General features: G+C 74.8%; 19 protein-coding genes. 12 read left to right on the top strand and 7 right to left on the bottom strand.

The features are described from left to right. The first annotated feature begins 29 nt into the window (after positions 1 to 29). A complete protein-coding gene (coaA, locus tag F7P10_RS25325; RefSeq protein WP_176611648.1) occupies positions 30 to 968 on the top strand; it encodes a type I pantothenate kinase in 939 nt (312 codons plus the stop codon). A 4-nt stretch (positions 969 to 972) separates the two neighbouring features. On the opposite strand, the gene F7P10_RS25320 is transcribed toward coaA, so the two are convergent. After that, positions 973 to 2373: an alkaline phosphatase PhoX gene (locus tag F7P10_RS25320; protein WP_254716008.1), complete on the bottom strand. Its 1401-nt coding sequence runs from the start codon at positions 2371 to 2373 to the stop codon at positions 973 to 975. A 123-nt stretch (positions 2374 to 2496) separates the two neighbouring features. Between F7P10_RS25320 and F7P10_RS25315 the strand changes: the two genes are divergently transcribed. The 3 genes from F7P10_RS25315 to F7P10_RS25305 all read left to right on the top strand — a co-directional run bounded on the left by F7P10_RS25315 (position 2497) and on the right by F7P10_RS25305 (position 9129). Continuing rightward, positions 2497 to 4728, top strand: a complete 2232-nt coding sequence (locus F7P10_RS25315; protein ID WP_151012849.1) for a DUF4132 domain-containing protein — start codon at positions 2497 to 2499, stop codon at positions 4726 to 4728. A 106-nt stretch (positions 4729 to 4834) separates the two neighbouring features. Then, on the top strand, positions 4835 to 6877 hold the full coding sequence (locus F7P10_RS25310; RefSeq protein WP_151012847.1) for a DUF4132 domain-containing protein: 2043 nt from the start codon (positions 4835 to 4837) through the stop codon (positions 6875 to 6877). After that, positions 6874 to 9129 (top strand): DUF4132 domain-containing protein, encoded by a 2256-nt coding sequence (locus F7P10_RS25305; protein WP_151012845.1) that lies wholly within the window; start codon positions 6874 to 6876, stop codon positions 9127 to 9129. Before F7P10_RS25310 ends, F7P10_RS25305 begins: the two co-directional genes overlap by 4 nt. Positions 9130 to 9173: 44 nt before the next feature. Here F7P10_RS25305 and F7P10_RS25300 read toward each other — a convergent pair whose 3' ends face one another. Beyond that, positions 9174 to 9521, bottom strand: a complete 348-nt coding sequence (locus tag F7P10_RS25300; protein WP_151012843.1) for a VOC family protein — start codon at positions 9519 to 9521, stop codon at positions 9174 to 9176. A gap of 174 nt (positions 9522 to 9695) precedes the next feature. Between F7P10_RS25300 and F7P10_RS25295 the strand changes: the two genes are divergently transcribed. Both F7P10_RS25295 and F7P10_RS25290 read left to right on the top strand, forming a co-directional pair. After that, positions 9696 to 10907, top strand: coding sequence for a cell wall metabolism sensor histidine kinase WalK (locus tag F7P10_RS25295; RefSeq protein WP_151012841.1), 1212 nt, complete (start codon positions 9696 to 9698; stop codon positions 10905 to 10907). Positions 10908 to 11146: 239 nt separating this feature from the next. Beyond that, entirely contained in the window at positions 11147 to 12466 is a 1320-nt protein-coding gene (locus F7P10_RS25290) for a hypothetical protein (RefSeq protein ID WP_151012839.1), read from the top strand. Positions 12467 to 12479: 13 nt separating this feature from the next. On the opposite strand, the gene F7P10_RS25285 is transcribed toward F7P10_RS25290, so the two are convergent. From F7P10_RS25285 to F7P10_RS25275, 3 genes are all read right to left on the bottom strand, one after another. Next, positions 12480 to 13640, bottom strand: a complete 1161-nt coding sequence (locus tag F7P10_RS25285; RefSeq protein WP_151012837.1) for a GDSL-type esterase/lipase family protein — start codon at positions 13638 to 13640, stop codon at positions 12480 to 12482. 93 nt (positions 13641 to 13733) lie between these two features. Next, entirely contained in the window at positions 13734 to 14513 is a 780-nt protein-coding gene (locus F7P10_RS25280) for an ABC transporter permease (protein ID WP_151012835.1), read from the bottom strand. Further along, positions 14510 to 15454, bottom strand: coding sequence for an ATP-binding cassette domain-containing protein (locus tag F7P10_RS25275; protein WP_151012833.1), 945 nt, complete (start codon positions 15452 to 15454; stop codon positions 14510 to 14512). The genes F7P10_RS25280 and F7P10_RS25275 overlap by 4 nt, the downstream gene beginning before the upstream one ends. 85 nt (positions 15455 to 15539) lie before the next feature. Between F7P10_RS25275 and F7P10_RS25270 the strand changes: the two genes are divergently transcribed. The 3 genes from F7P10_RS25270 to F7P10_RS25260 are packed head-to-tail and all read left to right on the top strand — an operon-like array spanning position 15540 to position 18834. After that, entirely contained in the window at positions 15540 to 16691 is a 1152-nt protein-coding gene (locus F7P10_RS25270; protein ID WP_151012831.1) for a TetR/AcrR family transcriptional regulator, read from the top strand. A gap of 2 nt (positions 16692 to 16693) precedes the next feature. Beyond that, positions 16694 to 17266 carry a transcriptional regulator gene (locus F7P10_RS25265; protein ID WP_254716007.1) on the top strand — a complete coding sequence of 191 codons (573 nt, stop codon included), beginning with the start codon at positions 16694 to 16696 and terminating at the stop codon, positions 17264 to 17266. Continuing rightward, positions 17263 to 18834: a pyruvate, phosphate dikinase gene (locus tag F7P10_RS25260; protein ID WP_151012827.1), complete on the top strand. Its 1572-nt coding sequence runs from the start codon at positions 17263 to 17265 to the stop codon at positions 18832 to 18834. The genes F7P10_RS25265 and F7P10_RS25260 overlap by 4 nt, the downstream gene beginning before the upstream one ends. Here F7P10_RS25260 and F7P10_RS25255 read toward each other — a convergent pair. Together F7P10_RS25255 and F7P10_RS25250 are read right to left on the bottom strand one after the other, a co-directional pair. Then, complete coding sequence (locus tag F7P10_RS25255) at positions 18827 to 19468, bottom strand: permease prefix domain 1-containing protein (RefSeq protein WP_151012825.1); 642 nt, start codon at positions 19466 to 19468, stop codon at positions 18827 to 18829. The genes F7P10_RS25260 and F7P10_RS25255 overlap by 8 nt on opposite strands. Then, entirely contained in the window at positions 19465 to 19794 is a 330-nt protein-coding gene (locus F7P10_RS25250) for a PadR family transcriptional regulator (protein WP_151012824.1), read from the bottom strand. The genes F7P10_RS25255 and F7P10_RS25250 overlap by 4 nt, the downstream gene beginning before the upstream one ends. An 87-nt stretch (positions 19795 to 19881) precedes the next feature. Between F7P10_RS25250 and F7P10_RS25245 the strand changes: the two genes are divergently transcribed. The 3 genes from F7P10_RS25245 to F7P10_RS25235 all read left to right on the top strand — a co-directional run bounded on the left by F7P10_RS25245 (position 19882) and on the right by F7P10_RS25235 (position 23778). Beyond that, the gene (locus tag F7P10_RS25245; protein WP_151012822.1) at positions 19882 to 20298 is read left to right on the top strand and encodes a hypothetical protein; all 417 of its coding nucleotides are present in this window, start codon (positions 19882 to 19884) and stop codon (positions 20296 to 20298) included. An 82-nt stretch (positions 20299 to 20380) separates the two neighbouring features. Then, positions 20381 to 22597 carry an MMPL family transporter gene (locus F7P10_RS25240; RefSeq protein WP_151012821.1) on the top strand — a complete coding sequence of 739 codons (2217 nt, stop codon included), beginning with the start codon at positions 20381 to 20383 and terminating at the stop codon, positions 22595 to 22597. A gap of 5 nt (positions 22598 to 22602) precedes the next feature. Further along, positions 22603 to 23778 carry a sensor histidine kinase gene (locus tag F7P10_RS25235; protein WP_218040138.1) on the top strand — a complete coding sequence of 392 codons (1176 nt, stop codon included), beginning with the start codon at positions 22603 to 22605 and terminating at the stop codon, positions 23776 to 23778.

The following is a 23778-nucleotide window of genomic DNA, read 5'->3' as shown; positions in this document are numbered from 1 at the left end:
GGTCCTGAACAGGCCGTTACGTTACGGTCATGAACGGATGGGACAGCGTGCCGAGCCCCTACGTGGAACTCTCCCGCGACGACTGGCGCCGGCTGCGCGAGAGCACCCCGCTGCCGCTGACGGAAGAGGAACTGGACGCGCTGCGCGGGCTGCGCGACCCGATCGACATCACCGAGGTCGAGGAGGTCTACCTGCCGCTGTCGCGGCTGCTGAACCTGTTCTTCCTGGCCGACACCCGGCTGCGCGACACCGTCGGCGGGTTCCTCGGCGGTGAGGTGAAGCCCACACCGTTCATCATCGGCGTGGCGGGCAGCGTCGCGGTCGGGAAGTCGACGACGTCGCGGCTGCTGCGCACGCTACTGGCCCGCTGGCCGGAGCATCCGAGCGTGGAGCTGGTGACGACCGACAGTTTCCTCTATCCGAACGCGATTTTGACCGAGCGCGGCATGATGGAGCGCAAGGGGTTCCCCGAGTCGTACGACCGGCGGGCGCTCGTCCGGTTCGTCTCGTCGGTCAAGTCGGGCGTGGAGGAGACGACGGTCCCGGTGTACTCGCACCTGGAGTACGACGTCGTCCCGGACGCCGTGCAGACCGTGCGGCGGCCCGACATCCTGATCGTCGAGGGACTGAACGTCCTGCAGCCGCCGCCCCCGGGCGCGCTCGGGGTGTCCGACTTCTTCGACTTCTCGATCTACGTGGACGCGCGGGTCGAGGACATCCGGCAGTGGTACATCGACCGGCTGTTCGCGCTGCGCCGCACCGCGTTCACCGACCCGCGCTCGTACTTCCACAAGTACGCGCACGAACTGGACGAGGACGAGACGGCGGCGTTCGCGCGGCGCGTCTGGCGGGACGTCAACGAGATCAATCTGGTGTCGAACATCCTGCCGACGCGGGCGCGGGCGACGCTCGTCCTGCACAAGGACAAGAAGCACGCGGTGGAGCGGGTGCGGCTGCGCCGGATCTGACCGGTCAGTCCCTGTCCCAGGGGCCGGTGACGGCGAACGTGGTGCCCGGTTCGTAGACGTTGACGAACATGGTGCGTCCGTCCGGGGCGAAGGCCACGCCCGCGAACTCGCCCCAGGCCGGGTCGTTGCCGCCGCCGATGTTCTGCCGGTTCCGCGCCATCGGGTAGACGGTCCGGCGGCGCGTCACGCCGAGCACGTGCTGGGCGCCGCCGCCGTCCTCGCAGATCATCAGCCCGCCCTGCGGTGTCGTGCAGATGTTGTCGGGCGATTCGCCGGGCGTCCGGACGTCCGTCCCGGGGCCGAAGACGATCACGAGCGTGAGCCGCCCGGCGCGCGGCTCGTACGACCACACCTGCCCGAAGTGGTCGGCGCCGGCGCCCTCCCCGGTCCGGGCGTAGCTCGACGTGAAGTGGACGCGGTCGCCGCTCCAGTAGCAGCCTTCGAGCTTCTGCGCGTGGGTGGCGCCGCCGGGGCCGAAGTCCTGGAACCGGACGGGCGTCTCGCGGGCGAGCGGGTCGGGGACCTCCGCCCATTCGACGCGGTCGAAGACGGTGCCGGGCTCCTGGACGACCGAGAGGTCCGGCACGTCCGGGACGCGCAGCGCCTCCAGCCGTCCGCCGGCCCGCAGGCTCCCGAACCCGCCGCGCGGTTTCCGCGGGAGGAACCGGTAGAACAGCCCGAACGGCTCGTCGAAGGCGTCCTCGGTCTCGTAGAGCGTCCCGTCGCGCGGGTCGACGGCGACCGCCTCGTGCTGGAACCGGCCGAGCGCGGTGAGCGGCTCCGGGACGGTCCGGCCCTCCTGGTACGGGTCGACCTCGAACACGAAGCCGTGGTCCTCGGTGTAGCCGTTCTCCCCCGCCTTGTCCTCGGTCTCCTCGCAGGTCAGCCAGCTGCGCCACGGGGTCGGGCCGCCCGCGCAGTTCACCGCCGTCCCGGCGACGGCGACGCGCTCCTCCCGCACCCGGTGGTCGGCGTCCACGTCCAGGACGGTGCAGCCGCCGAGCGCTTCGGGGTCGTAGGTCAGGCCGTGCACGACGGGCACGCGGTGCGGGGCGTCCGGACGGTTCTCGTGGTTGCGGACGAGCCGGACGCCGCGACCGCGCGCCGGGAACGCCGCCATGCCGTCGAAGCGGCTCGGGACCGGCCCCTCCCCGGACGGCAGCGGCTCGCCCTCGCGCGACAGGACCCGGTACCGGAAGCCGCGCGGCAGGTCGAGCAGGCCGTCCGGGTCCGGGACGAGCGGCCCGTAGCCGGCGCCGCGCGCCGGGCCGACGACGGTGCGCGGGTCGTCCCGGCCTCCGAACCGGGCGTCGCCGAACAGATGCTCGACGGCCCCGACGACCGCGATGCCCGCGCCGAGCGCGCCCGTCCCCGCCAGCACCTGCCGGCGCGTCACTGCTGCCATGCCCATGTCCCTCGTGTCGGGAACGATCTGATGTCACCGGTCCGTCATAGATTGCGTGATCTCCACGGTGCGCGATCACCTGTTCACGTTGTCGCCACCGGCACCGACCATGAAACGGAAGCGATGACGGAAACACCCCGCGTCCCCGAGGCCCCGGCGAGCGACGTCCCGCCCCTGCTGGCCGAACCGCCGTGGACCCGCCCGCGGGCGCCGCGCCCCGCGGAACCGGTCGTCGTCACGGGACTGAAGCGGCCGAAGGCGCCGGCCGTCGAGTCGTGGCCGCCCGGCCTGCGGGAGGAGTTCGCGGACGTGTCGGACACCTGGCGGCGGAACGAGACCCCGACCCCGGACGATCCCGACTGGGCGGCGCTCGCGGAGTACTTCCGCGGCGGGGCCGCCCTGCAGGACCCGCGCGGCGGGGACCGCGGCGCCCGGTACCGGTGGCTCGTCCTGGACGGCCCGGACGACCTGGCCCGCGAGCTCCTCGCCGACGAGCGGTACTTCGACGACTGGTCCGGCTGGGTGTACGTCACGCCGCTCAAGCGGTTCGCGGCGCGGCACGGCCTGGCCGCGCACCGGCTGCTCCTGCACGCCGCGAAGGAGCACCTCGCGTGCGCGCAGGCGCTCGTCCCGTTCCTGGACGACGCCACCGCCCAGTTCATGATCAAGTGCTTCGGGAAGAACCGCGAGGACGACGCCGCGCGGGCCTGGGCGGCCTGGCACGGTCCGGCCGCCGCGCCGTTCGTCGTGCCGGAGGCGCTCCGCAAGCCCGGTCCCAAGCGCGCCCAGGCCGAGCAGGCCATCGCGGTCATCGCCCGCGAGCACGGCGGCGCGTGCGTCCTCGAGGCGGCACGGCGGTACGGGGAGCGGGCGGTCGCGGGGATGGAGGCCCTCGGCCTCGACCCCCTCGACCGGTTCCCGGACCCGCTGCCGGAGCCGGACGAGGCGTTCGTCCGGGACGAGCTGCCGCGGGTCCTGCTGCGGGGCGGGAAGGCCGCCCTGCCGGTCCCGGCGACGCGCAACCTCGTGACGATGCTCCGCATCTCGTCGGTCAAGGACCCGTACGCCGGCTGCGAGCAGGTGTTCCCGCACCTCGATCCCGCCTCGCTCGCCGAACTCGCCTGGGCGATGTACCGGACCGAGTACGTCCCCGACGCCTGGGCCTCGCCGGGCGCCGAGTACGCCGTCCAGCGCCTCGGCGACGCCACGACCGCCGCGCGGCTCGCGACCGCGATGGGCCGCTGGAGCAAGAACCGGGTGTGGTCGGGCGGGCTGCGGGCGCTGGACGTGCTGATCGCGATGGACACGCCCGACACGCTGCTGCACCTCGACCGGCTCGCACGCAAGGCGGCCGACGCCAAGCGGATGCGCGCGCACGCGCAGGCGCGGCTGGACCGCGTCGCCCGCGAGCGCGGCATCACCGGCGAGCAGCTCGCCGACCGGCTCGTCCCCGACTTCGGCCTGGACGCGGACGGCACGATGACGCTCGACTACGGTCCGCGGCGCTTCACGGTCGGGTTCGACGAGCGGCTCGCACCGTACGCCCTGGACGGGACCGGCAAGCGGCGCACGACGCTGCCGAAGCCGGGGGTGAAGGACGACCCCGCCCTCGCACCGGACGCCCACCGGCGGTTCGGCGACCTCAAGAAGGAAGCCCGGACCGTCGCGGCCGACCAGATCAAGCGGCTCGAGCGGGCGATGGTGGCCGGACGGTCGTGGACGCCCGTCGAGTTCCGCGAGGTGCTCGCCGGGCACCCGCTGCTCCGCCACATCGTGCGCCGCCTCGTCTGGTCCGCCGGGCCGGACGCGTTCCGCGTCACCGAGGACGGCACGTACGCCGACGCCACCGACGACGCGTTCGTCCCGTCCCCGGACGCCGCGATCACGCTCCCGCACCCCCTGCTGCTCAAGGACCGCGACGCCTGGACGGAGGTGTTCGCCGACTACGAGATCCTGCAGCCCTTCCCCCAGCTCGGACGGACCGTGCACGAGCCCGCACCCGGCGAGCGGACGGCGTCGCGGCTGCCCCGCTTCGAGGGCGCGACCGTCCCGAACGGGCCGATCTACGGGCTCGTCCGCGCGGGCTGGCGGTTCGGCGAGCGGGAGACCGGCGGCTACCAGCGGCACGTGTCGCTCGAACTCGGCGCGAAGCGGTACCTCGTCATCGACCTCGACCCCGGCGTCCGCGTCATCGCCCCCGACGACGATCCCGTCCAGGAGATCCGCGCGGTACGACTCGGCACCACCGGCTACGGCGGAGGCAAGCTCACCTTCGACGAACTCGGGCCCGTCCAGACGTCGGAAGTACTGGCGACACTGACGAGACTGACCGGCGCACCCGAGCAGGCGACGTGACGGAGACGGCGGGGCACGCCGTCCCGGACGCCCCCCCGGGAGGCCGTCCCGCCGCTCCTGGCCGACATGAACCGCCTCACCACCTGATCCCCCGCGAGGACGAACCATGACCACAGCGGACCCGGTCCCGGAAGCGCCCGCCGACGCGGTCCCGGCTCTGCTCGCCGACCCGCCCTGGGCGCGGGCGTCCCGCCGGGAACCGGTCGTCCTGGGCGGGCTGGAGGCTCCGGGGACGCCAACGGTCGAGTCGTGGCCGTTCGGGCTCCGGGAGTCGTGGTCGATGATCCCGGAGGTGGCCCTGCACGACCTCGCCCCGGTACCGCCGGAGGACACCGACTGGGCGGAGCTCGCGGCGCTCTTCCGCAGTGGCGCGGCGGTGTCGGACGGCTTCCGCAGGCAGTTCTACTGGCTGGTCATGCGCGGCCCGCGCGACCTCGCCCGCGAACTGCTCCAGGACGAGCGCTGCTTCGACGTCTGGGAAGCGGCGGACGCCGACGCCGTCCTCATGCGCTTCGCCGCGCGGCACGGCCTGGCGGCGCACCCGGTGGCGCTGCACGCGGCCCGGCGCCGCGGGCTCGTGACGGCGCTGGCCCCCTTCCGGGACGCCGCCACCGCCCGGTTCATGCTCGACGCCCTGGACGAGCCCGGCCGGGCCGACGACGCCCGGTCCTGGTTCCGGTGGCACGGCCGGCACGCCGCCGCGCTCGTCGTCCCGGCGGCACTGGGCGAGCCCGGCCCCGCCCGCGCTCGGGCGGAACGGGCGCTCGCGCTCATCGCCCGCGAGCACGGCGTCGAGCGCGTCGTCGAGGCGGCCCGGGCCCACGGGGAGGATGCCGCCGCGGGGGTCTCGGCCCTGCGCCTCGACCCGGTGGAGCGGTATCCCGACCCGCTGCCGGAGGTGGACGAGGAGTTCGTCCGCGACCGACTGCCGCGGGTGCTGCTGCGCGACCGGGGGCACGCCCTGCCCGTCCCCGCCGTCCGCAACCTGGTCACGATGCTGCGGATCTCCACGATCGACGACCCGTACGGGGGCTGCGATCAGGTCGTCGAGCACCTCGACGCCGCCTCGCTCGCCGAACTCGCCTGGGCCCTGTTCGAGAACCAGGACGGCCGGGACGGCACGTGGGCCGCGCCGCACGTCCGGTACGCGCTCCAGCGGCTCGGCGACGCCGGGACGGCCGCGCGGCTCGCCCGCGCGATGGGCGGCTGGAACGCGCCGTTCGTCCGGTCGCGCGACGGGCACACGGCCGTCGCGGTCCTGGCGGAGATCGAGCCGGACGAGGCGGCGCGCCGGCTGGACCGGCTCACCCGAACGGCGGACGCCGAGGAGATGCGCGGCCACGCGCGGGCCCGCCTGGACATGCTCGCGATGCTGCGCGGGCTGACGCCCGAGCGGCTCGCCGACCGGCTCGTCCCCGACCTCGGGCCGGACGCACCCGAGGACGAGGTCCGGGCCGTCATCGCCGACCAGGCCGGGCGGCTCGAACGGGCGATGCTCGACGGGCGCTCGTGGACGGCGGCCGAGTTCTGCGAGGTGTTCGGCGGGCACCCGCTGATGGGCGGCCTCGCGCGCCGCCTCGTCTGGTGCGCCGGTCCGGACGCGTTCCGCGTCACGGCGGACGGAACGTTCGCCGACGTCCGCGGTGACGCGTTCGTCCTCCCGGCCGACGCCCGCGTCACCCTCCCGCACCCGGTCCGCCTCGACGATGCCGGGGCGTGGGACGGCGTCCTCGCCGACGTCGGGATCGCGCAGCCGTTCGAGCAGCTCGCCCGTCCCGCGCACGTCCTGACCGCCGACGAGCGCCGCGCGATGTCCCTGCACCGGTTCCAGGGCGCGACCGTGCCCACGGAACGGATCGTCGGCCTGACCTCCCGCGGATGGAGCCTCCCGGAGCCGCCGCACAGGCTCGTCCACAAACGCCAGATGCACTTCACCATGCGCGACGGCCATCGGCTGATGGTCACCTTCGGGCCCGGCATCCATGTCAGGCACCCCGACCGGTACGCGGATCAGGAGATCGGAGCCCTCCGGCTGATCGGGCGCCGGCAGGCCCGCTGGGGCGACGTGGACCCCGTCGCCGTGTCCGAACTCCTCGCCGCGCTGCTGGAACTGACCGGCGCGCCCCCGACCACGAAAAAGGAGACATGACCCGGACACCCCGCGTCCCCGACGCCCCCGCGAACGCCGTCCCGCCCCTGCTCGCCGAGCCGCCGTGGACGCGCCCGTCCCGCACCGCCGAACCGGTCGTCCTCAAGCTCAAGGCGTCGAAGGAACAGACGACCGTGCGGTGGGCGCCGGGGATGCGCGAGGAGTGGCTGAACCCCGAGGGCGGGCACTTCGGCGCGGAGCCGCTGCCGGACGGCACCGACTGGGACGCGCTCGCCGAGACGTTCGCGAGCGGCGAGGCCCTCGGACTCGACCCGGCGGACCGGTACCGGGCGTTCATCGCCCTGGTCATGCAGGCGCCGCCCGAACTCGGGAAGCGGCTGCTCGCCGACGACCGCTACCGGGACGTCGAAGACCGCTTCGACAAGGCGTACCACGACGACTTCAGGAAGTACGCCGCTTGGCGGGACTACGCGTACTCGTCCTACAAGCTGTACCGGGGCGCCGCGGCCCGCCATGAACTCGACGCCTACGGGTTCGTCTTGCACGCCGCGAAGAACCGGAGCCTGTTCCACGGCCTCGAACCGTTCCTCGACGCCAAGGTCGCGCAGGTGATGATCAAGCACGTCGGGGCGTACGGGAACGGGGACCGCGTCCGGACCTGGTACGCGCTGCACGGGACGGACGCCGCGCGGCTGACCGTCCCGGCCGCGCTGCGCAAGCCCGGCCCGACGCGGGAGCGCGCCGAGGAGGCGCTCCGCCTCGTGGCCGGGGAGCACGGGCACGGCGCGGTCGTCGAGGCCGCGCGGCACCACGGCGACGAGGCCGCCGACGCGATCGCGGCGCTGCGCACGGACCCGCTCGACCTCTACCCCGACCCGCTGCCCGCCGTGCCCGCGGAACTCGACCCCGAGCGACTGCCGCAGGTGCTGCTGCGCGGGCGGGAGCACGCGCTGCCCGCGTCCGCGACCCGGCATTTCCTCACGCTGCTGGCGATCGCGCACGTGCAGCCGTCCTACCCGGGCTACCGGCCGGTCGTCGACGCGCTCGACCCCGAGTCGCTCGCCGGGTTCGCCTGCGCGGTCTTCGTCGCCGACCGGTATCCGGGGCAGTGGGCGTCCCCGGCCGCGCAGACCGCGCTGCTGCAGTTCGGCGACGACCGGGCCGCCGACCTGGTCGCCCCGATCGCCAAGCGCTGGGACAACTGGGATACCTGGAACAGGGGCGGGACGAACGTACTGCGCCTGTTCACCCGGCTCGGGACCCCCACCGCGCTACGGCACCTGCACATGCTGTCCGAGAAGGCAGCCGACCAGAAGCGCCTCCGCCCGTTCGCGAAATCCGCCCTCAAGCGCATCGCCGACGAGCGCGGCTACACGCCCGAGCAGCTCGCCGACCGTCTCGTCCCCGACTTCGGACTGGACGCCGAGGGGACGCTGACGCTCGACTACGGCCGCCGCCGTTTCACCGTCGGGTTCGACGAGCATCTCAAGCCGTTCGTCACCGACGGGGAGGGCAAGGTCCGCAAGACGCTCCCGAAGCCGGGCGTGAAGGACGACGACACGCTCGCGCCCGCCGCGCACCAGCGGTTCGCCGGACTCAAGAAGGAGGTCCGGACCGTCGCCGCCGAGCAGATCAAGCGCCTCGAGCGGGCGATGGTGGCCGGACGGTCGTGGACGCCCGAGGAGTTCCGCACGCTCTTCGCCGAGCACCCGCTGCTCCGCCACGTCACCCGCCGCCTCGTCTGGTCCGCCGGACCGGACGCCTTCCGCGTCGCCGAGGACGGCACGTTCGCCGACGCCGCCGACGACGCGTTCGTCCCGTCCCCGGACGCCGCGATCACGCTCCCGCACCCGCTCCGCCTGCCGGACCTCGACGCCTGGACGGAGGTGTTCGCCGACTACGCGGTCCTGCAGCCGTTCGAGCAGCTCGCCCGTCCCGTCCACCGGCTGACCGACGGCGAGCGGGCCTCGACCCGGTTCGGCCGGTACTCCGGCGCGACCGTCCACTTCGGCCGGATCACCGGCATGACGTCGCGGGGCTGGGAACTCGGCGACAAGGAGGACGGCGGCTTCCGCCGCCAGGTCATGCACATGACGGGGGACGGGCGCCACGTGATGGTCTTCTTCAGCCCCGGCATCCGGGTGTACGCGCCGGAGGAGCTCGCGGAGCAGGAGATCCGCGACGTCATCGTGCTGCCCGGCCGGTACTCCGGGAAGCCGATGCCGTGGGGCGACCTCGATCCCGTCGCCGCGTCCGAGATCGTCAACGACCTGACCCGGCTCACCTCGTAGGCCGTCGCGTATGCACCGGCCCGGTCGCGACGGGGACGGAACTCCTACGGCTGGCTCAGGACGTTGATCACGCGGCCGTCGGGGTCGCGGACGAAGAAGCGGCGGACGCCCCACTCCTCGTCCTGCAACGGGTGGACGATCTCCGCGCCGCTCGCTTGCACGGCCGCGTGGACCGCGTCCACGTCGTCCACCTCGACGCTCATGTCCGGCACGACCGGCGCGGTCGCGTCGTGCGTCATGAACGTGACCTGGGCGGTCGGGTTGGACGGCGACGCGAGCGTCATCACCCAGCCCAGGTTCATGACCTCCTCGAACCCCAGCAGGCCATAGAAGTCACGGCTCTCGTCCATGCCCCCGGTGCGGAAGTCGGGCATGGCGCGGCGGATGGTCACGGTGGCTCCCCACTGTCGGCTACCGACAGGTTCTCAGGGAGGGGCGGCGCCGGGCCGCGAGGGTGACGCCCGGGCCGACGAACGCGGCTCCGGTGGCGGCCTCGGGACGGCGGGCGGGTGTTCTAGATGGGGCGCTTACCAGCTCTTTTCGCTGTTCTCAGAGCATCTGGGTAGATGGCCACCATGGTCGACATCGACATGGCCGAGGTGTTCGAGGCCATGCCCACCCCGTGCGTGCTCCTCTCGCCCGATCTGAGGATCCTCGCGATGAACCGGGCGTTCGAGAGGATGCTGGGCCTGCGCGACCGGTTGCTCGGCCGCGATCTCTTCGAGGCGTTCCCCGGGGGCCCGGACGGTCCGAACGCGCAGTCGATCCGTCCCTTCTTCGAACGCATCGTGGCGGAGGGCGAGCCCGACATCCTGCCGTTGACCCGCTACGACATCGAGGACCCCGACCGGCCCGGTCACTACGAGGTGCGGTACTGGGACGTGATCACCACACCGCTGCTGGACCGTGACGGACGCGTCGAGTTGCTCATCCACCGCCTCGAGGACATCACCGTGTTCATCGAGCACCTCCACCGGGGCACCCTGCCCGCCTCGCCGTCGGCGGGCCAGAAGGCCGCGGAGGCCGAGCTCTTCGTCCATGCCCAGGAACTGCGGGAGGTCAACCAGCGGCTCCGCGACGTGCAGGTGCAGGACCGCCGGGCGGCGGCCGCGCTGCAGGAGATCGTCCAGCGGCAGCAGCAGGAGGTCGCCGTCTCGCACGACCTGCGCAATCCGCTCGCCGGGCTCCAGACCCGCCTGGAGGCGGCCCTGGCCGAACCCGACGTGGACTCCCGCGAGGTCCTGAACGCCGCGCTGCAGGACGCCGAATGGTTGAGCGAGATCGTCGCCGACCTGCTCGAACTCGCCCGGCTCGACGGCGGCGAGCCCCTCGCCGCCGAACCGGTCGACCTGACCGAGGTGGTGCGGGAGACGCTGGCGCGGCAGTCCTGCAGGTGCGCCGTCGCCGTGCACGTCGACCGTCCGGCCGTGGTGCGCGGTTCCCGGTCGCGGCTGGTGCGGCTCCTGGGCAACCTGCTGGCCAACGCCGACCGCCACGCCCGCACGGACGTCGAGGTGTCGCTCGGCACCGACCGGGACGAGGCGGTGGTGCGGGTCATCGACGACGGTCCCGGCATTCCGGCCGAGGAGCGCGAGGCGGTCTTCCGCCGCTTCTACCGCGGCGCGGGCGCCCGCCGCGCCGACCCCGGCGGTACCGGCCTGGGCCTCTCGATCGCCCGGCAGACCGCCCGGGCGCATCACGGCACCCTGGACATCGCCGACAGTCCCGCGGGCACGGGAACCTGCATGGTCCTGCGCATCCCGCTGGCAACCGGCTAGCGCGCCGCTCGCCCACGCGGCCTAGCGGACCAGGCTGATCACGGCGGCCTTCCGGCGCCGCGCGACGCTCGTCCGGGACGACCGAACCCGACCCGGCGCATTGCAAAAATTCGACTCTCGGTGACGAAATGTCAAGGTTGAGTCATAGCATGGCAATCAGTGGGCGATGGGAGCGGATGCTCTCGGACGGGAAGCCCCCGCGCACCCCCGATGCCCCCTGAGCTGTGAGGAGTCACCCGATGGACCACGGCCGCCTGGGCGAGGCCGCCGTAGGCACGCTGGACGCCAACTGGACGGGCACCGCCACGCTCCCGTCCCGCACGCAGTACCCGCACCAGTGGAGCTGGGACTCGGCGTTCATCGCGATCGGGCTGGCCCGCGTCGACCAGGACCGCGCGCAGCGCGAGCTGCTCGGCCTGCTGCGCGCCCAGTGGGCCTCCGGACGCCTGCCGCACATCGTCTACGGCGACGCCGGGGGCGAGGCGTACTTCCCCGGGCCCGAGTTCTGGGACAGCCGCGGAGCCCCCGACGCCCCCGCCGTCCGCACGTCCGGGATCGTCCAGCCGCCCGTGCACGCGCGCGCGGCGCTGACCATCTGCGCGCGGGCCGCCGACGGCGCCGCCGCGCGCCGGTTCCTCGCCGAGGCGTATCCCGGGCTCGCCGCGCAGCACCGGTACCTCATCGAGCGGCGCGACCTGGACGGCGGCGGGCTGGCGAGCATCGTGCACCCGTGGGAGTCGGGCACGGACAACAGCCCGGCCTGGGACGCGTTCCTCGCCGAGGTCAGCGTGCCGAGCTCCGCGTTCGTCCGGCGGGACATGGACCACGTCGCGGCGGACGAGCGGCCCGGCGACGCCGACTACGCGGCCTATATCGCGCTCGCCGAGCGCTACCGCGACATCGGCTACGACGACGTGAAGCTGCTGGACAAGCACCCGTTCACCATCGAGGATCCGCTGTTCAACGCGATCCTGCTGGACGGCGAGCTGTGCCTGGCCGAGATCGCCCGCCGGATCGGCCGCGATCCGGAGCCGCACCGCCGGGCCGCCCGCGCCGTCCACGAGGGGCTGATGGCGCGGCTGTGGGACGAGGAGCGGGGGACGTTCGTCGCCCGCGACGTCCGGTCGGGCGTCCGCGCGGCCGCGACGACGGTCTCCGGGTTCGCGCCGCTGCTGGACCCGTGGCTGCCCGCCGGCGTGCGCGACCGGCTGCTCGGGCTGCTGCTGTCCCCGGCGTTCATGGGCGGGTGCCCCCACCCCGTCCCGACGTACGACCTGGGCGCCCCGGCCTTCGAGCGGCGCCGGTACTGGCGCGGCCCCACGTGGGTGAACACCAACTGGCTGCTGTGGGTCGGCGTGCTGCGCGCCGGACGGGACGACATCGCGCGGACGATCTGCGCGTCCACCCTCGAACTGCTGGGGCGGTCGGGCTTCCGCGAGTACTTCGACCCCGTGGACGGCAGCGGTCGCGGGGCGCACGACTTCAGCTGGTCGGCCGCGCTGGCCCTGGACATGCTGGCCGCGCCCGACGGCGCCGCCGTCCCGCTGCCGGCCGCCTGACCCGCGGCGGAGCTCACCCGAACGGGCCGCCGGGGCCGAAGGCGCGGGCGGTGAACCGTTCGCCGATGCGCCCGTGGGCGGCGGCGTCCGGGTGGAGGTCGTCGGGGAGGGGCAGTTCGGCGAAGTCGGTCTCCCCGTAGAGGTCGCGGCCGTCGAGGTGGTGCAGGTTCGGGTCGTCGGCCGCGCGCTGCGCGACGATGCGGGCCAGCTCGTCCCGGACGACGTTCAGGGTCAGCTTGCCGAGGGCGGTTTCGGCCGGGTCGCCCGTGGCGGTGAAGCGCAGGCGTCCGGCGGCGATGCCGGCGGGATCCATGGCGGTGGGGCCGGGGGTGTCCTCGTGGATCGGGCAGTAGATCGGCGAGACGACCAGCAGCGGCGCGTCCGGGTGGCCGTCGCGGACGGTGTCGAGGAAGCCGTGGACGGCCGGGCCGAAGGCGCGCAGGCGCATCGCGTCGGCGTTGACCAGGTTGATGCCGATCTTGACGCTGATCAGGTCGGCGGGGGCGTCGCGCATGGCGCGGGCGGTGAAGGGGTCGAGCAGGGCGCCGCCGCCGAAGCCGAGGTTGACCAGCTCCACCCCGGCGCCGCGGGCGGCGATGGCGGGCCAGGTGGCGGTGGGGTCGTCGGCGTTGGAGCCGTGGCTGATCGAGCTGCCGTGGTGCAGCCAGGTCCGGCCGCGGACGGGCGCGGGCTCGACGGGCGCGTCGGTGCGCAGCTCGACGAGCTCGGTGGTCTCGTTGTGCGGCAGCCAGATCTCGACGTCCTTGGCGCGGTCCGGCAGGCCGGTGAAGCGGAGGGTGCCGACCGGGCCGGGGCGGTGCTCGGCCGCGCCGGTGGCCATGTCGATGGTGAGGGTGTCGCCGCCCGGCAGGACGCCCAGGTCGTGCGGGCGGCCGTCGACGAGCAGCACGTAGACGCCGTCGGGGCGGGGCGGGGCGCCCGCGTAGGCGCGCTTGGTGGGCAGCGCGTCCAGTTCGACGGCGGTGGCGCGGGTGCGGAAGGCCAGCCGGACGCCGGCGGGCTGGGCCTCGGCCATGGCGAGCTGCCCGTCGGTGTTCTGCGCGCGCGCCCGGGCGGGCAGCCGGTGCGGCAGCACGCCCCGCGCGGTGCGCTCGAGGTCGAGGGCACCGCGCAGGAGGTCCGCGGTGATGGGGGTGGTGGTCCAGGTCTGCATGCTCGTGCGCCGTTCCCGTTGCTGAAGGTTCTTTTGTTACAGCCTAATGGGTATAGGCAAATCGACGCGGGCGATGTGTCCCGATCGCCGGGATCACTGCGCGCGGCCGTAGGCCCGGACGGCCAGGGGGCAGAACACCGCGAACAGCGCGGCGCACCAGGCGAGCGTGGTGGTGACGGCGCCGTCCACCGGGGTCCCGTTGAGCAGGGCACGGCAGGCGTCCATGACGTGCGTCACGGGGTTGACCCCGGCCCACGCGCTCAGCCAGCCCGGCAGCGAGCCGGTGGGGGTGGCGAGGCTCGTGCCGAGCTGGAGGGGCAGGAACGTGATGAAGCTGAACGCCAGAACGGCCCCGGCGTCCTTCACCAGCACCCCGAAGAGCACGGTGACCCAGCTCAGGCAGAACCCGAACAGGACGGCCAGCCCCGCGGCGCCCAGCGCGGCACCGGCGCCGCCCCCGGTGCGGAAGCCGAGCGCGACGCCGAGGACGAACAGCAGCGCGACGGCGAGCAGGTAGCGGACGAGATCGGCCAGCACGGACCCGAGGAGGGGCGCGAGGCGGCTGATCGGCATGCTCCGGAACCGGTCGGTCACGCCGTTCTTGAGGTCGACGTTGATGTTCGTCCCGGTGGAGACGAGCCCGGACAGCGCGGCGCCCATCACGAGGATGCCCGGGAAGAGGTACTGCAGGTAGTCGCCGGTCGAGCCCGCGACCGGCCGTCCGAACAGGTACAGGAACAGCACCAGGAACAGGGCGGGCGAGACGACCCCGTTGACGATCGGGCCGGGGTTGCGTTTCGTCTTGGCGAGGCTCCGGCGGGCGAGGACGAGGCTGTGCCGGACGGTGCGCAGTGGACGGTTCGCGGTCGTCATCGTGCCGCCTTCGCGGAGTCGTCGGTCAGGGCGTGAAATACCTCGTCGAGGCTCGGCAGCCGCAGGGACAGCTCGGTGACGCCGATGCGGTGCTCGCGGAACCGGGCGGTCGTCTCGTAGAGGGCGTCGGCGCCGGTGACGGGGACGGAGAGTTCGGTGCCGGCGAGGTCGGGGGCGCGCCCGGCGACCCCGGCGAGGATCGCCGCCGCCGCTCCGGCGCATGCGGGGTCGTCGAGCCGGACGGCGATCGTGTGCCCGCCGATCCGCCGCTTCAGCTCGGCGGGGGCGCCGGTGGCGATCACCCGCCCGCCGTCGATGACGGTGATCGCGTCGGCGAGCGCGTCGGCCTCCTCTAGGTACTGGGTGGTCAGCAGGACGGTGACGCCGTCGCCCGCCAGGTCCCGGATCAGCCGCCACAGCTCGTCGCGCCGGCCAGGGTCGAGACCGGCGGACGGTTCGTCGAGGAAGACGACCTCGGGCCGGCCGACGAGGCTCGCCGCCAGGTCGAGGCGGCGGCGCATGCCGCCGGAGTAGCCCGCGACGGCCCGGTCCGCGTCGTCCGCCAGCCCGAACCGGGCGAGCAGCTCGCCCGCGCGCCGCTCCGCGCCGCGCCGGGACAGGTCGAGGAGCCGCCCGATCATGACCAGGTTGGCCCGTCCGGTGAGTTCCTCGTCGACGCTGGTGTGCTGCCCCGACAGCGCGATCCGCTCCCGGACGCGCGCGGGGTCGCGGGCCACGTCGAACCCGGCGACGGCCGCGCGCCCGGCGTCCGGGCGCAGCAGGGTCGCCAGGATCCGGATGACGGTCGTCTTGCCGGCGCCGTTGGGCCCGAGCAGGCCCAGCACGCGCCCGCGCCCGGCGGCCAGGTCGACGCCGTCGAGCGCCGTCGTCGCGCCGAACCGTCTGACCAGGCCCTCGGCCTCGAAACCGTGCTCGCTCATACGCATGCTCCCGACATTCAGATGTTGGCATCATCTGGATGGTGAAAGTATCTTAGGTCCGCCGACGGAGCAAAGGACGGTGACGATGGTCAGGCTGACGCGGGTCCAGCGGCAGGAGCGGACGCGGGCGGCCGTGCTGGACGCGGCCCGGACGGAGTTCGCCGAGCGCGGCTACGCCGACGCGAAGATCGACCGGATCGCGGAGCGCGCGGAGCTGACCCGGGGCGCGGTGTACTCGAACTTCCCGAGCAAGCGCGCGCTGTACCTGGCGGTCCTGGTCGACTCGCTCGACGCCCCCGGCGACGGGACGGCCGGCCCGCCGGGCGGGCCGGCCCCGACGTGGGGCGCCCCGGCCACCGGTGCGGCCGAGCCGGACGCCGCACCCGCCGTTCCGACCGAGCTGGACGGCGCGCTGGGCGCGTTCGCCCGCGTCTGGCTCGAACGCCTCCCGCTGCTCGGCGACTCCCCCGCGGGCGCCGAGCTGCGGCTGCGCGGGGCCGCCGGGCTGTTCGACGACGAGCGCGGCCGCGGCGCGCTCGCCCAGGTCACGTGGTTGGAGGCGCTGCTGCTCGGGCTGGCGCTGGAGGCGCACGCGCCGGACGCCCGGCGGGTGCGGCGGGTGCGGCTGGCCGAGCTGGTGCTCACGCTGCTGAACGGGGCGGGACGGCTCGCCGGGACGGCGCCGGGGTTCGGCGACCCGTTCGACGTCGCGCGCGCCTGCCGGCACCTCGCCGGGCTCGACCTCGACGACGCCTTCGACCCGCCGCACCTGCCGTTCGCCGTCCCGGCCACGGCCGTCCGGGAGGGGTGGGAGCCGCCCGGGGGGCCGCCGGACGAGATCACCGGCCGCCCGGCGGACCTCGGCGCGGACGGTGTGGTCGCGGTCCTCGGCACCGGACGGCTGCGGGCCGCGGAGGAGGCGGTCCGCGCCGCCCGGCCCGGCGACCGGGTCACCGTGGCCGTGGTGACGGCCGACCCGGCCGAGGTCGGACGGCTCGTGCGGCTGCGGGCCGGCGACATGAGCGGGTGCCTGCGGCGCGCGTTCGCACCGGGCGCGTGGCCGCGCCTGCGCCTCGTCCTGGACGAGGACGGCGCCGTGGCGGCCGCCGCCGGGGTGACCGGACCGGGCGACGACACCGAGGCCGCGGTGCGCGTCCGGGCGGGCGAGATCGTCGCGCGGGCGGACGGGCGGGGCGCGGGCCACGCCGTCGCGTCCATCGACGGGACGCGGGTGTGAGCGTGCACGCGACAGGTAGCGACCTGCTGGTGCTCCACACCGTGCGCTGCGTCGGCGTCGCGGGGTCCGCGCGGCTGGCCGAGGCGGCGGCGCTGCCCGAGCCCGACGTGGAGTCCGAGCTGATCGACCTCGCGGTGGCGGGCCTCGTCACGCGCCTGCCCGGCGAGTTCGGCGGGTGGAGCCTCACCGAGGCCGGGCGGGCGTCCGATGCCGCGCGGATCCGCGACGAGCTGGACGCGACGGGCGCCCGTCCCGTGGTGACCAGGGCGTACGGCGACTTCCTCGTGCTGAACCCGGAGCTGCTCGACATCTTCACCGCGTGGCAGCTCCGCCCGGACGACCGCGCCCGGGTGCTGGCCGCGCTGGCGGACTTCCACCTGCGGGCCGACCCGGTCTGCGCCGAGCTGGCGGGCGCGCTGCTCCGCTTCCGGCGCTACCGCGACCGGCTCGCCCGCGCGCTCGCCCGCGCCCGCGCGGGCGAGCGGGAGTACGTGACGAACGACCTCGCCTCCTACCACACGGTGTGGTTCCAGCTCCACGAGGACCTGCTGGTCACGCTGGGGATCCCGCGATGACGTGGATCCACCCGATCGCGGCGGGCAGCGGCGAGCCCGCGTCCGTCCTCGGCGGGAAGGCGCGCGGCCTGGTCACGCTGCGGCGGCTGGGGCTGCCGGTGCCGCCCGGGTTCGCCGTCGGCACGGCGGCGTGCCGCGCGTTCCTGCGGGACGGGCGGTTCCCCGGCGGTCTCGACGCCGAACTGGCGGCGGCCGTCGCCGGGCTCGAGGACGCCACGGGACGGCGCCTCGGCGGCCCGGACCGTCCGCTGGTGCTCGCCGTCCGGTCGGGCGGCGCGGTGTCGATGCCCGGCATGATGAGCACGGTCCTGAACCTGGGGCTGACCGAGCGGGCGACGGAGGGCCTCGCGGCCGAGACGGGCGACGCGCGCTTCGCCCACGACGCGCGACGCCGGTTCCTGTCGAGCTTCGCGGCGGCCGTCGGTGTCCCCCCGGACCTCCTCGACGCGGCCGCGCAGCCCGCACCCGGCCCGCACCGGCATGCCCCGCCGCACCTCACGTCCGCGGCCATGGGCCTCCGCCCGGAACATCCCGCCGCCGCGCGGGACGAGCCGGGCCTGGTCGGGATCCGCGCGGGCGAGGCGCTGATCCGGGAGCGGGTCGGCAAGGGGGTTCCGGACGACGCGCGGCGGCAGCTCGACCTCGCCGTCCGGGCCGTGTGGACGTCGTGGAACTCCCCGCGCGCCCGTACCTACCGGTCGATCAACGGCATTGCGGACGGTGCGGGGACGGCCGTCACCGTGCAGGCGATGGTGTTCGGCAACCGCGACGAGCGCAGCGGGACGGGCGTCGCGTTCAGCCGCGATCCGGGCACCGGCGAGCCCGTCCCGTCCGGGGAGGTGCTGTTCGGCGGGCAGGGCGAGGACGTCGTGTCCGGACGGACGAGCCCGGCGCGGCTCGCGGAGCTGGCCGACCGGGAACCGGCGGTGTGGTCGGCCCTCGTCGACGCGCTGCACCGTATCGAGGAGCACCACCGCGACGCGTGCCACGTGGAGTTCACGTTCGAGTCGGGCGAGCTGTGGTTCTTGCAGGTGCGGGCCGGGGGCCTGGCCGGGCGGGCGGCCGTCCGGGTCGCGGTCGACCTGTGCGACGCGGGGGTGATCGACCGGCGCGAGGCGGTCCGGCGCGTGTCCCCCCACGACCTGCGGCACGCGCGCGCCCCGCGCCTCGACGCCGCCCCGGCGGACGTCCTCGCGCGCGGGACCGGCGCCTCCCCGGGCGTCGCGACCGGCCGGGCGGCGACCACCGCGGACGCCGCGGTCGCGATGGCGTCCGGCGGGCCGGTGGTGCTCGTCCGTCCGTACACGTCCCCGCTCGACATGCACGGGCTGGCCGCCGCGGCGGGCGTCGTCACGGCCGCCGGCGGAACGACGAGCCACGCGGCGGTCGTCGCGCGGTCGCTGGGCCGTCCGGCCGTCGTCGGCGCGGCGGGGCTCGACGTGCGGGACGGCGCCCTCGTCACGATCGACGGGACGAGCGGCGAGGTCGTCGCCGGGCGGGCGGGCACGGTCGTGCCGCCGAACCCGCACCTGGACCGGCTGCTCGCCTGGGCCGCCGAGATCACGTAGGGGCGAGGCGGGCGCAGTGCCGGCAGGCCCGCGCGGACCCGGCGACCTTCGCGTGGAACGCGAGCGTGAGGACGGCGACCAGTGCGGCGAGCGGCCAGTTCGCGGCCAGCGCGGACGCGGCGGTGAGGGCGACCGCGCTGACGCCGAGGGCCGCACCGGCGGTCGTCCCGGCCCACGCGACCGTCACCGGCAGGCGGCGCGGGACGGGGAGGCGGCGGGCCCACGCGCCGGTGGCGGCGAGGCAGCACGCGGACAGCAGGGCGGCGACCGCGGCGGCGCCGCCGACGAGACGCGCGGTGTACGGGAGCACGCCCGTATCGGCACCCGCGACCTGCAAGCCCGCGACCTGCCAGCACAGCAGGAGGACGGGCGCGCTGAGCGCGGCGGCGAGGGCGGTCCGGCGCGCCTGGGCGATCGTGAGCTCGTGCTGGAAGCCCGGCGCGACGTCCGCGACGGCGCCGAAGTCGCGGACGGCGCGGCGCTCGGCGGCGTCCGCCGCGAGGCCCGCCCCGGCGAGGGCGTCGGTCGCGTCGGCCAGCCCGTCCCGCACCTCGGTGAGCATCCGCGCCTTGGTGCGGGCGGGACCCCGCAGGGCGCCGTCGAGGGCGGCGAGGTGCTCGTCGACGGCGGTCACGTGGCCGGCCCCGGTTCGAGGACGGAGCCGATCGCGGAGGTGAACTCGCGCCAGGCGGTCCGTTCCCCCGCGAGGGTGCGGCGCCCGGCGTCGGTCAGCGCGTAGCAGCGGCGGCGCCGCGCGCCGACCGACTGCCAGCTCCCGGCCAGGAGCCCGACGCGCTCCAGCCGGTTGAGCGCGGGATAGACCGTGCCCGTGCGCAGTTCGAGGGCTCCCCCGCTGCGCTCCTGCACGGCCGTGATGATCGCGTACCCGTGCAGCGGACCGGCTTCGAGCACGGCGAGCAGCAGGGCGTCCAGGTGTCCCCGTACCGCGTCTCCCCTCATACGTAGGCAGCCTACCCATTCGACGTGTAGGCATGCTATGCATTGGTAGCCAATATATTGCTTGCCGACTATCCAGGAGGATTCACGATGACCGAGGTGCTGCTGACGCTGCACGTGCTCGCGGCGCTCCTGGCGATCGGGCCGGTCGCGGTCGCCGGGTCGCTGTTCCCGCCCTACGCCCGCGAGGGCAACACGGGGGTCATGGCGGTCCTGCACCGGATCTGCCGCGGTTACGCGCTGGTCGGCGTCGCGGTCCCGCTGTTCGGCTTCGCCACGGGCGCGATGCTCGGCGTGCTGACGCAGGCGTGGCTGCTCGCGTCGATCGCCCTGACCGCGGCCGCGGCGGCGCTGCTGGCGTTCGCGGTCCTGCCCGGGCAGGGGCGGGTGCTGGCCGGGGACGTGCCCGGCGAGCGGGCGGCCGGACGGCTCGCCATGCTCACCGGGATCTTCAACCTGCTGTGGACGGTCGTGGCCGTCCTGATGATCGTCCGCCCCGGCGCCTGACGCCCGTCCACCGATCGGTGGACGGGCGGTTCAGCCGTCCGGGGCTCATGCGCGAGGGGGCCCCGCGACGAGGCTCTACGGCATGACGAACCTTCCTGTGCGCCTGGCCCGGTGGAGCGCCGGGCACCCGTGGCGCGGCATCGCGGCCTGGTTCCTGTTCGTGGCGGTCTGCCTCGGCGCGGGACTCGCGGTCGGCGGCAACGCGGCGACCACCGAGGACTACCGGATCGGCGAGGCCGGACGGGCGGAGGCGATGGCCGCCGAGGGCGGCCTGGCCCGCGAACCCCTGGAGCACGTGCTGATCGCCGCGCGGTCCGGCCCCCTCGACCGGGACGCGGCGCGGGCCGCCGCGCACGACGCGTCCGTCCGGATGCGGGGCCTGCCCGAGGTCGAGCGCGTGTCGGCGCCCGTGTGGTCACGGGACGGGACGGCCGTGCGGATCGACGTCACGATGCACGGCGCCGAACGCGAGGCCCAGGACCACGTCGACGCGCTGCTCGCGCAGACGGCGGAGGTGCGCAAGGCGCACCCGGACCTGCGGATCGAGGAGACCGGCGGGCCGTCGGTGAGCCAGGGCGTGGGGGAACTCCGCAACGACGACCTGGCGCGCACGGAGATGATCGCGCTGCCGATCACGCTCATCACGCTGCTGGTCGTGTTCGGATCGATCGCGGTCGCGGTGGTGCCGGTCGTCCTCGCGCTGACCTCGATCGCGGCGGCCATCGGGCTGTCGATGCTCGCGTCCCACGCGTTCCCGGACGCCGGCGTGGGCGCGAGCGTCATCCTGCTGATCGGCATGGCGGTCGGCGTCGACTACACGCTGTTCTACCTGAAGCGCGAACGGGAGGAGCGGGCCCGCTCGGCCGGACGGCTGGACGCGCGGGCGCTCGTCGAGCTGGCCGCCGCGACGTCCGGGCGGTCGGTGGTGATCTCGGGCCTCGCGGTGGCCGTGTCGAGCGCGACGCTGTACCTCGCCGACGACGTGATCTTCGCGTCGATCGCCACCGCCGCGATCGTGGTGACGCTGGTCGCGGTGGTCAGCTCCCTGACGGTCCTCCCGGCGGTGCTGGTGAAGCTCGGCGCGTGGGCGGACCGGCGGGCGGCGCGCAAGGGCCGGACGCGCAGGCCGCCGAAGCTCGGGGCCGGGCGGATCACGAACGCGATCCTGCGTCCGGTGAGCCGCCGTCCGGGCGCGACGCTCCTGGTCTCGGTCGCCGCGATGCTCGCGATGGCCGCCCCGCTGCTGAGCCTGAACCTGACCGACATGGGCCGCGACAGCCACCCCCGCGAGATCCCCGCGATGCGGGTGTTCGACCGGCTGAACGCGGCGTTCCCCGAACTGAAGGCGATGCACGAGGTCGTCGTCCGGGCGGACGCCGGGCGGACGGGCGAGGTGCGCGCGGCCCTCGCCGAGATCGCCGAGCGCGCCGAGGGCGACCCGCTGTTCGCGGGCCCGGCGCGGGTCCGGACGTCCCCCGACGCCCGGATCAGCCTCCTGCGGATCCAGGTGCCGCACCACGCGAGCACCGACGAGGCGCGGCGGTCGCTGGAGCGGGTGCGGAGCGAACTCGTCCCGGCGGCGGTCGGCTCGCTCGGCGCGGACGTCGCGGTGTCCGGGGACGTCGCCCGGTACGCCGACTACCCGGAGCACCAGAAGGGCAAGCTCCCGTGGATCATCGGGGCGCTGCTGCTGGTGACGTTCGCGATGACCGTGCAGGCGTTCCGGTCGGTGGTGCTCGGGGCGATCGGCCTCGTGCTGAACCTGCTCTCGGCGGGCGCGGCGCTCGGCCTGCTGGTCCTGGTGTTCCAGGGGACGTGGGCCGAGGGCCTCCTGGACTTCACCTCGACGGGGTCGATCGGGTCGCGCGTCCCGCTGTTCCTGTTCGTCATCCTGTTCGGCCTGTCGATGGACTACCAGGTGTTCGTGATCAGCCGCATCCGGGAGGCCGCACTGCGCGGCGTCCCGACGCGGCAGGCGGTCCTGGACGGCGTCGGCGGCTCGGCGAGCGTCGTGACCAGCGCGGCGGTCGTGATGGTCACGGTGTTCGCGAGCTTCGTGTCGCTGCACATCATCGAGATGAAGCAGATGGGCTTCGCGCTCGCGGTGGCGGTGCTGCTCGACGCGGCGATCATCCGCGTGATGATCCTGCCGTCGATGATGCTGCTGCTCGGCGACCGGTCCTGGTGGCCGTCCCGCCGGATCGGACGGGCACAGACGGACCAGACGGACCAGACGGACCGGATGGATCCGACGGACGGGCCGGACCGGGTCGAACCGGCGGCGGGAACCGTAGGCTGACCACCGTGACGCAGCGTACGGCGCGGGCGCGGCCCTCCGGCGACCGGTTCCGCCTCCGGCTCCACCAGTGGTACGCGCTCGCGTGGATCGTCCTCGGCCTGGTCCCGCCCGGCATCGCCGTGCGGGACCAGGCGGGGGCCGTCCAGTCCACGATGCTCGCGCTGCTGGCCGTCCTCGGCGCCGGATACGCGGTGCTGACCACCTTCCCCCGCAACCGCGTCGTCCCGCCGCACGCGTTCCTCGCCCTGCTGGTGCCGGTGCTGGGCGCGCACTCCTACCTCCTGGACGGCGGCGCGGCGATGTACATCGTGTCGCTGCCGCAGTTCTGGATCTTCACCGGGGGCCCGCGCCGCGCGATCGGTTTCACGGTGGCCGCGGGCGCGGCCGTCCTCGCCGGCGACCTGGTGGCGGGTGACGCCGTGGTCCGCGGCAACACCGTGATGACGCTGATCGGATGCGCGGCCGGGATCCTCGGCGGCCTGCTGGTCGAGCGGATCGCGCGGCGCGCCGACGAGCGCGCCGCCGAGCTGGGCGCCGAACTGGACGACGCGCGCCTGGAACTGGCGCGGGCCCACCAGCGGCAGGGCGCGGCCGAGGAGCGCGAGCGGATGGCCCGGGAGATCCACGACACGCTGGCGCAGGGGTTCGCGTCGATCGTCGCGCTCGCCGAGGCCGCCCGCTCCGGACTGGCCGCCGACCCGGACGCGAGCGCGCGGCAGCTCGCGTCCATCGAGCGGACCGCGCGGGAGAACCTCGCCGAGGCGCGGGTCCTCGTCGGTTCGGCGACCCCGGCGGCCGGGTCGGCCGCGCGGACGCTGCGCCGCGTCCTCGACCGGTTCGCCGAGGACACCGGCGTCCGCGTCACCGCCGACCTGCCCGACGTCGACTGCGACCAGCCGACCCGCATCGCGCTGCTGCGCTGCACGCAGGAGTCCCTCGCGAACGTCCGCAAGCACGCGGCGGCGTCCGCGGTCGGGGTCGTCCTGGCGCGGCACCCGGACGCCGTGGAGCTGGAGATCACCGACGACGGGCGCGGCTTCGCCGTCGCGGACTCGCGCGGTTTCGGCCTGGACGGGATGCGGCGCCGGCTGGACGAGCTGGGCGGCGAGCTGACGGTGACCAGCGCACCCGGCGACGGCACCCGCGTCCTCGCCGTGATCCCCCTGCAGCGGGAGGGCTGA

Source organism: Actinomadura sp. WMMB 499 (genome assembly GCF_008824145.1).
Lineage (GTDB): Bacteria > Actinomycetota > Actinomycetes > Streptosporangiales > Streptosporangiaceae > Spirillospora.
Note: the sequence above shows the minus strand (reverse complement) of the source record. Positions and strands in the feature narration are given on the sequence as shown.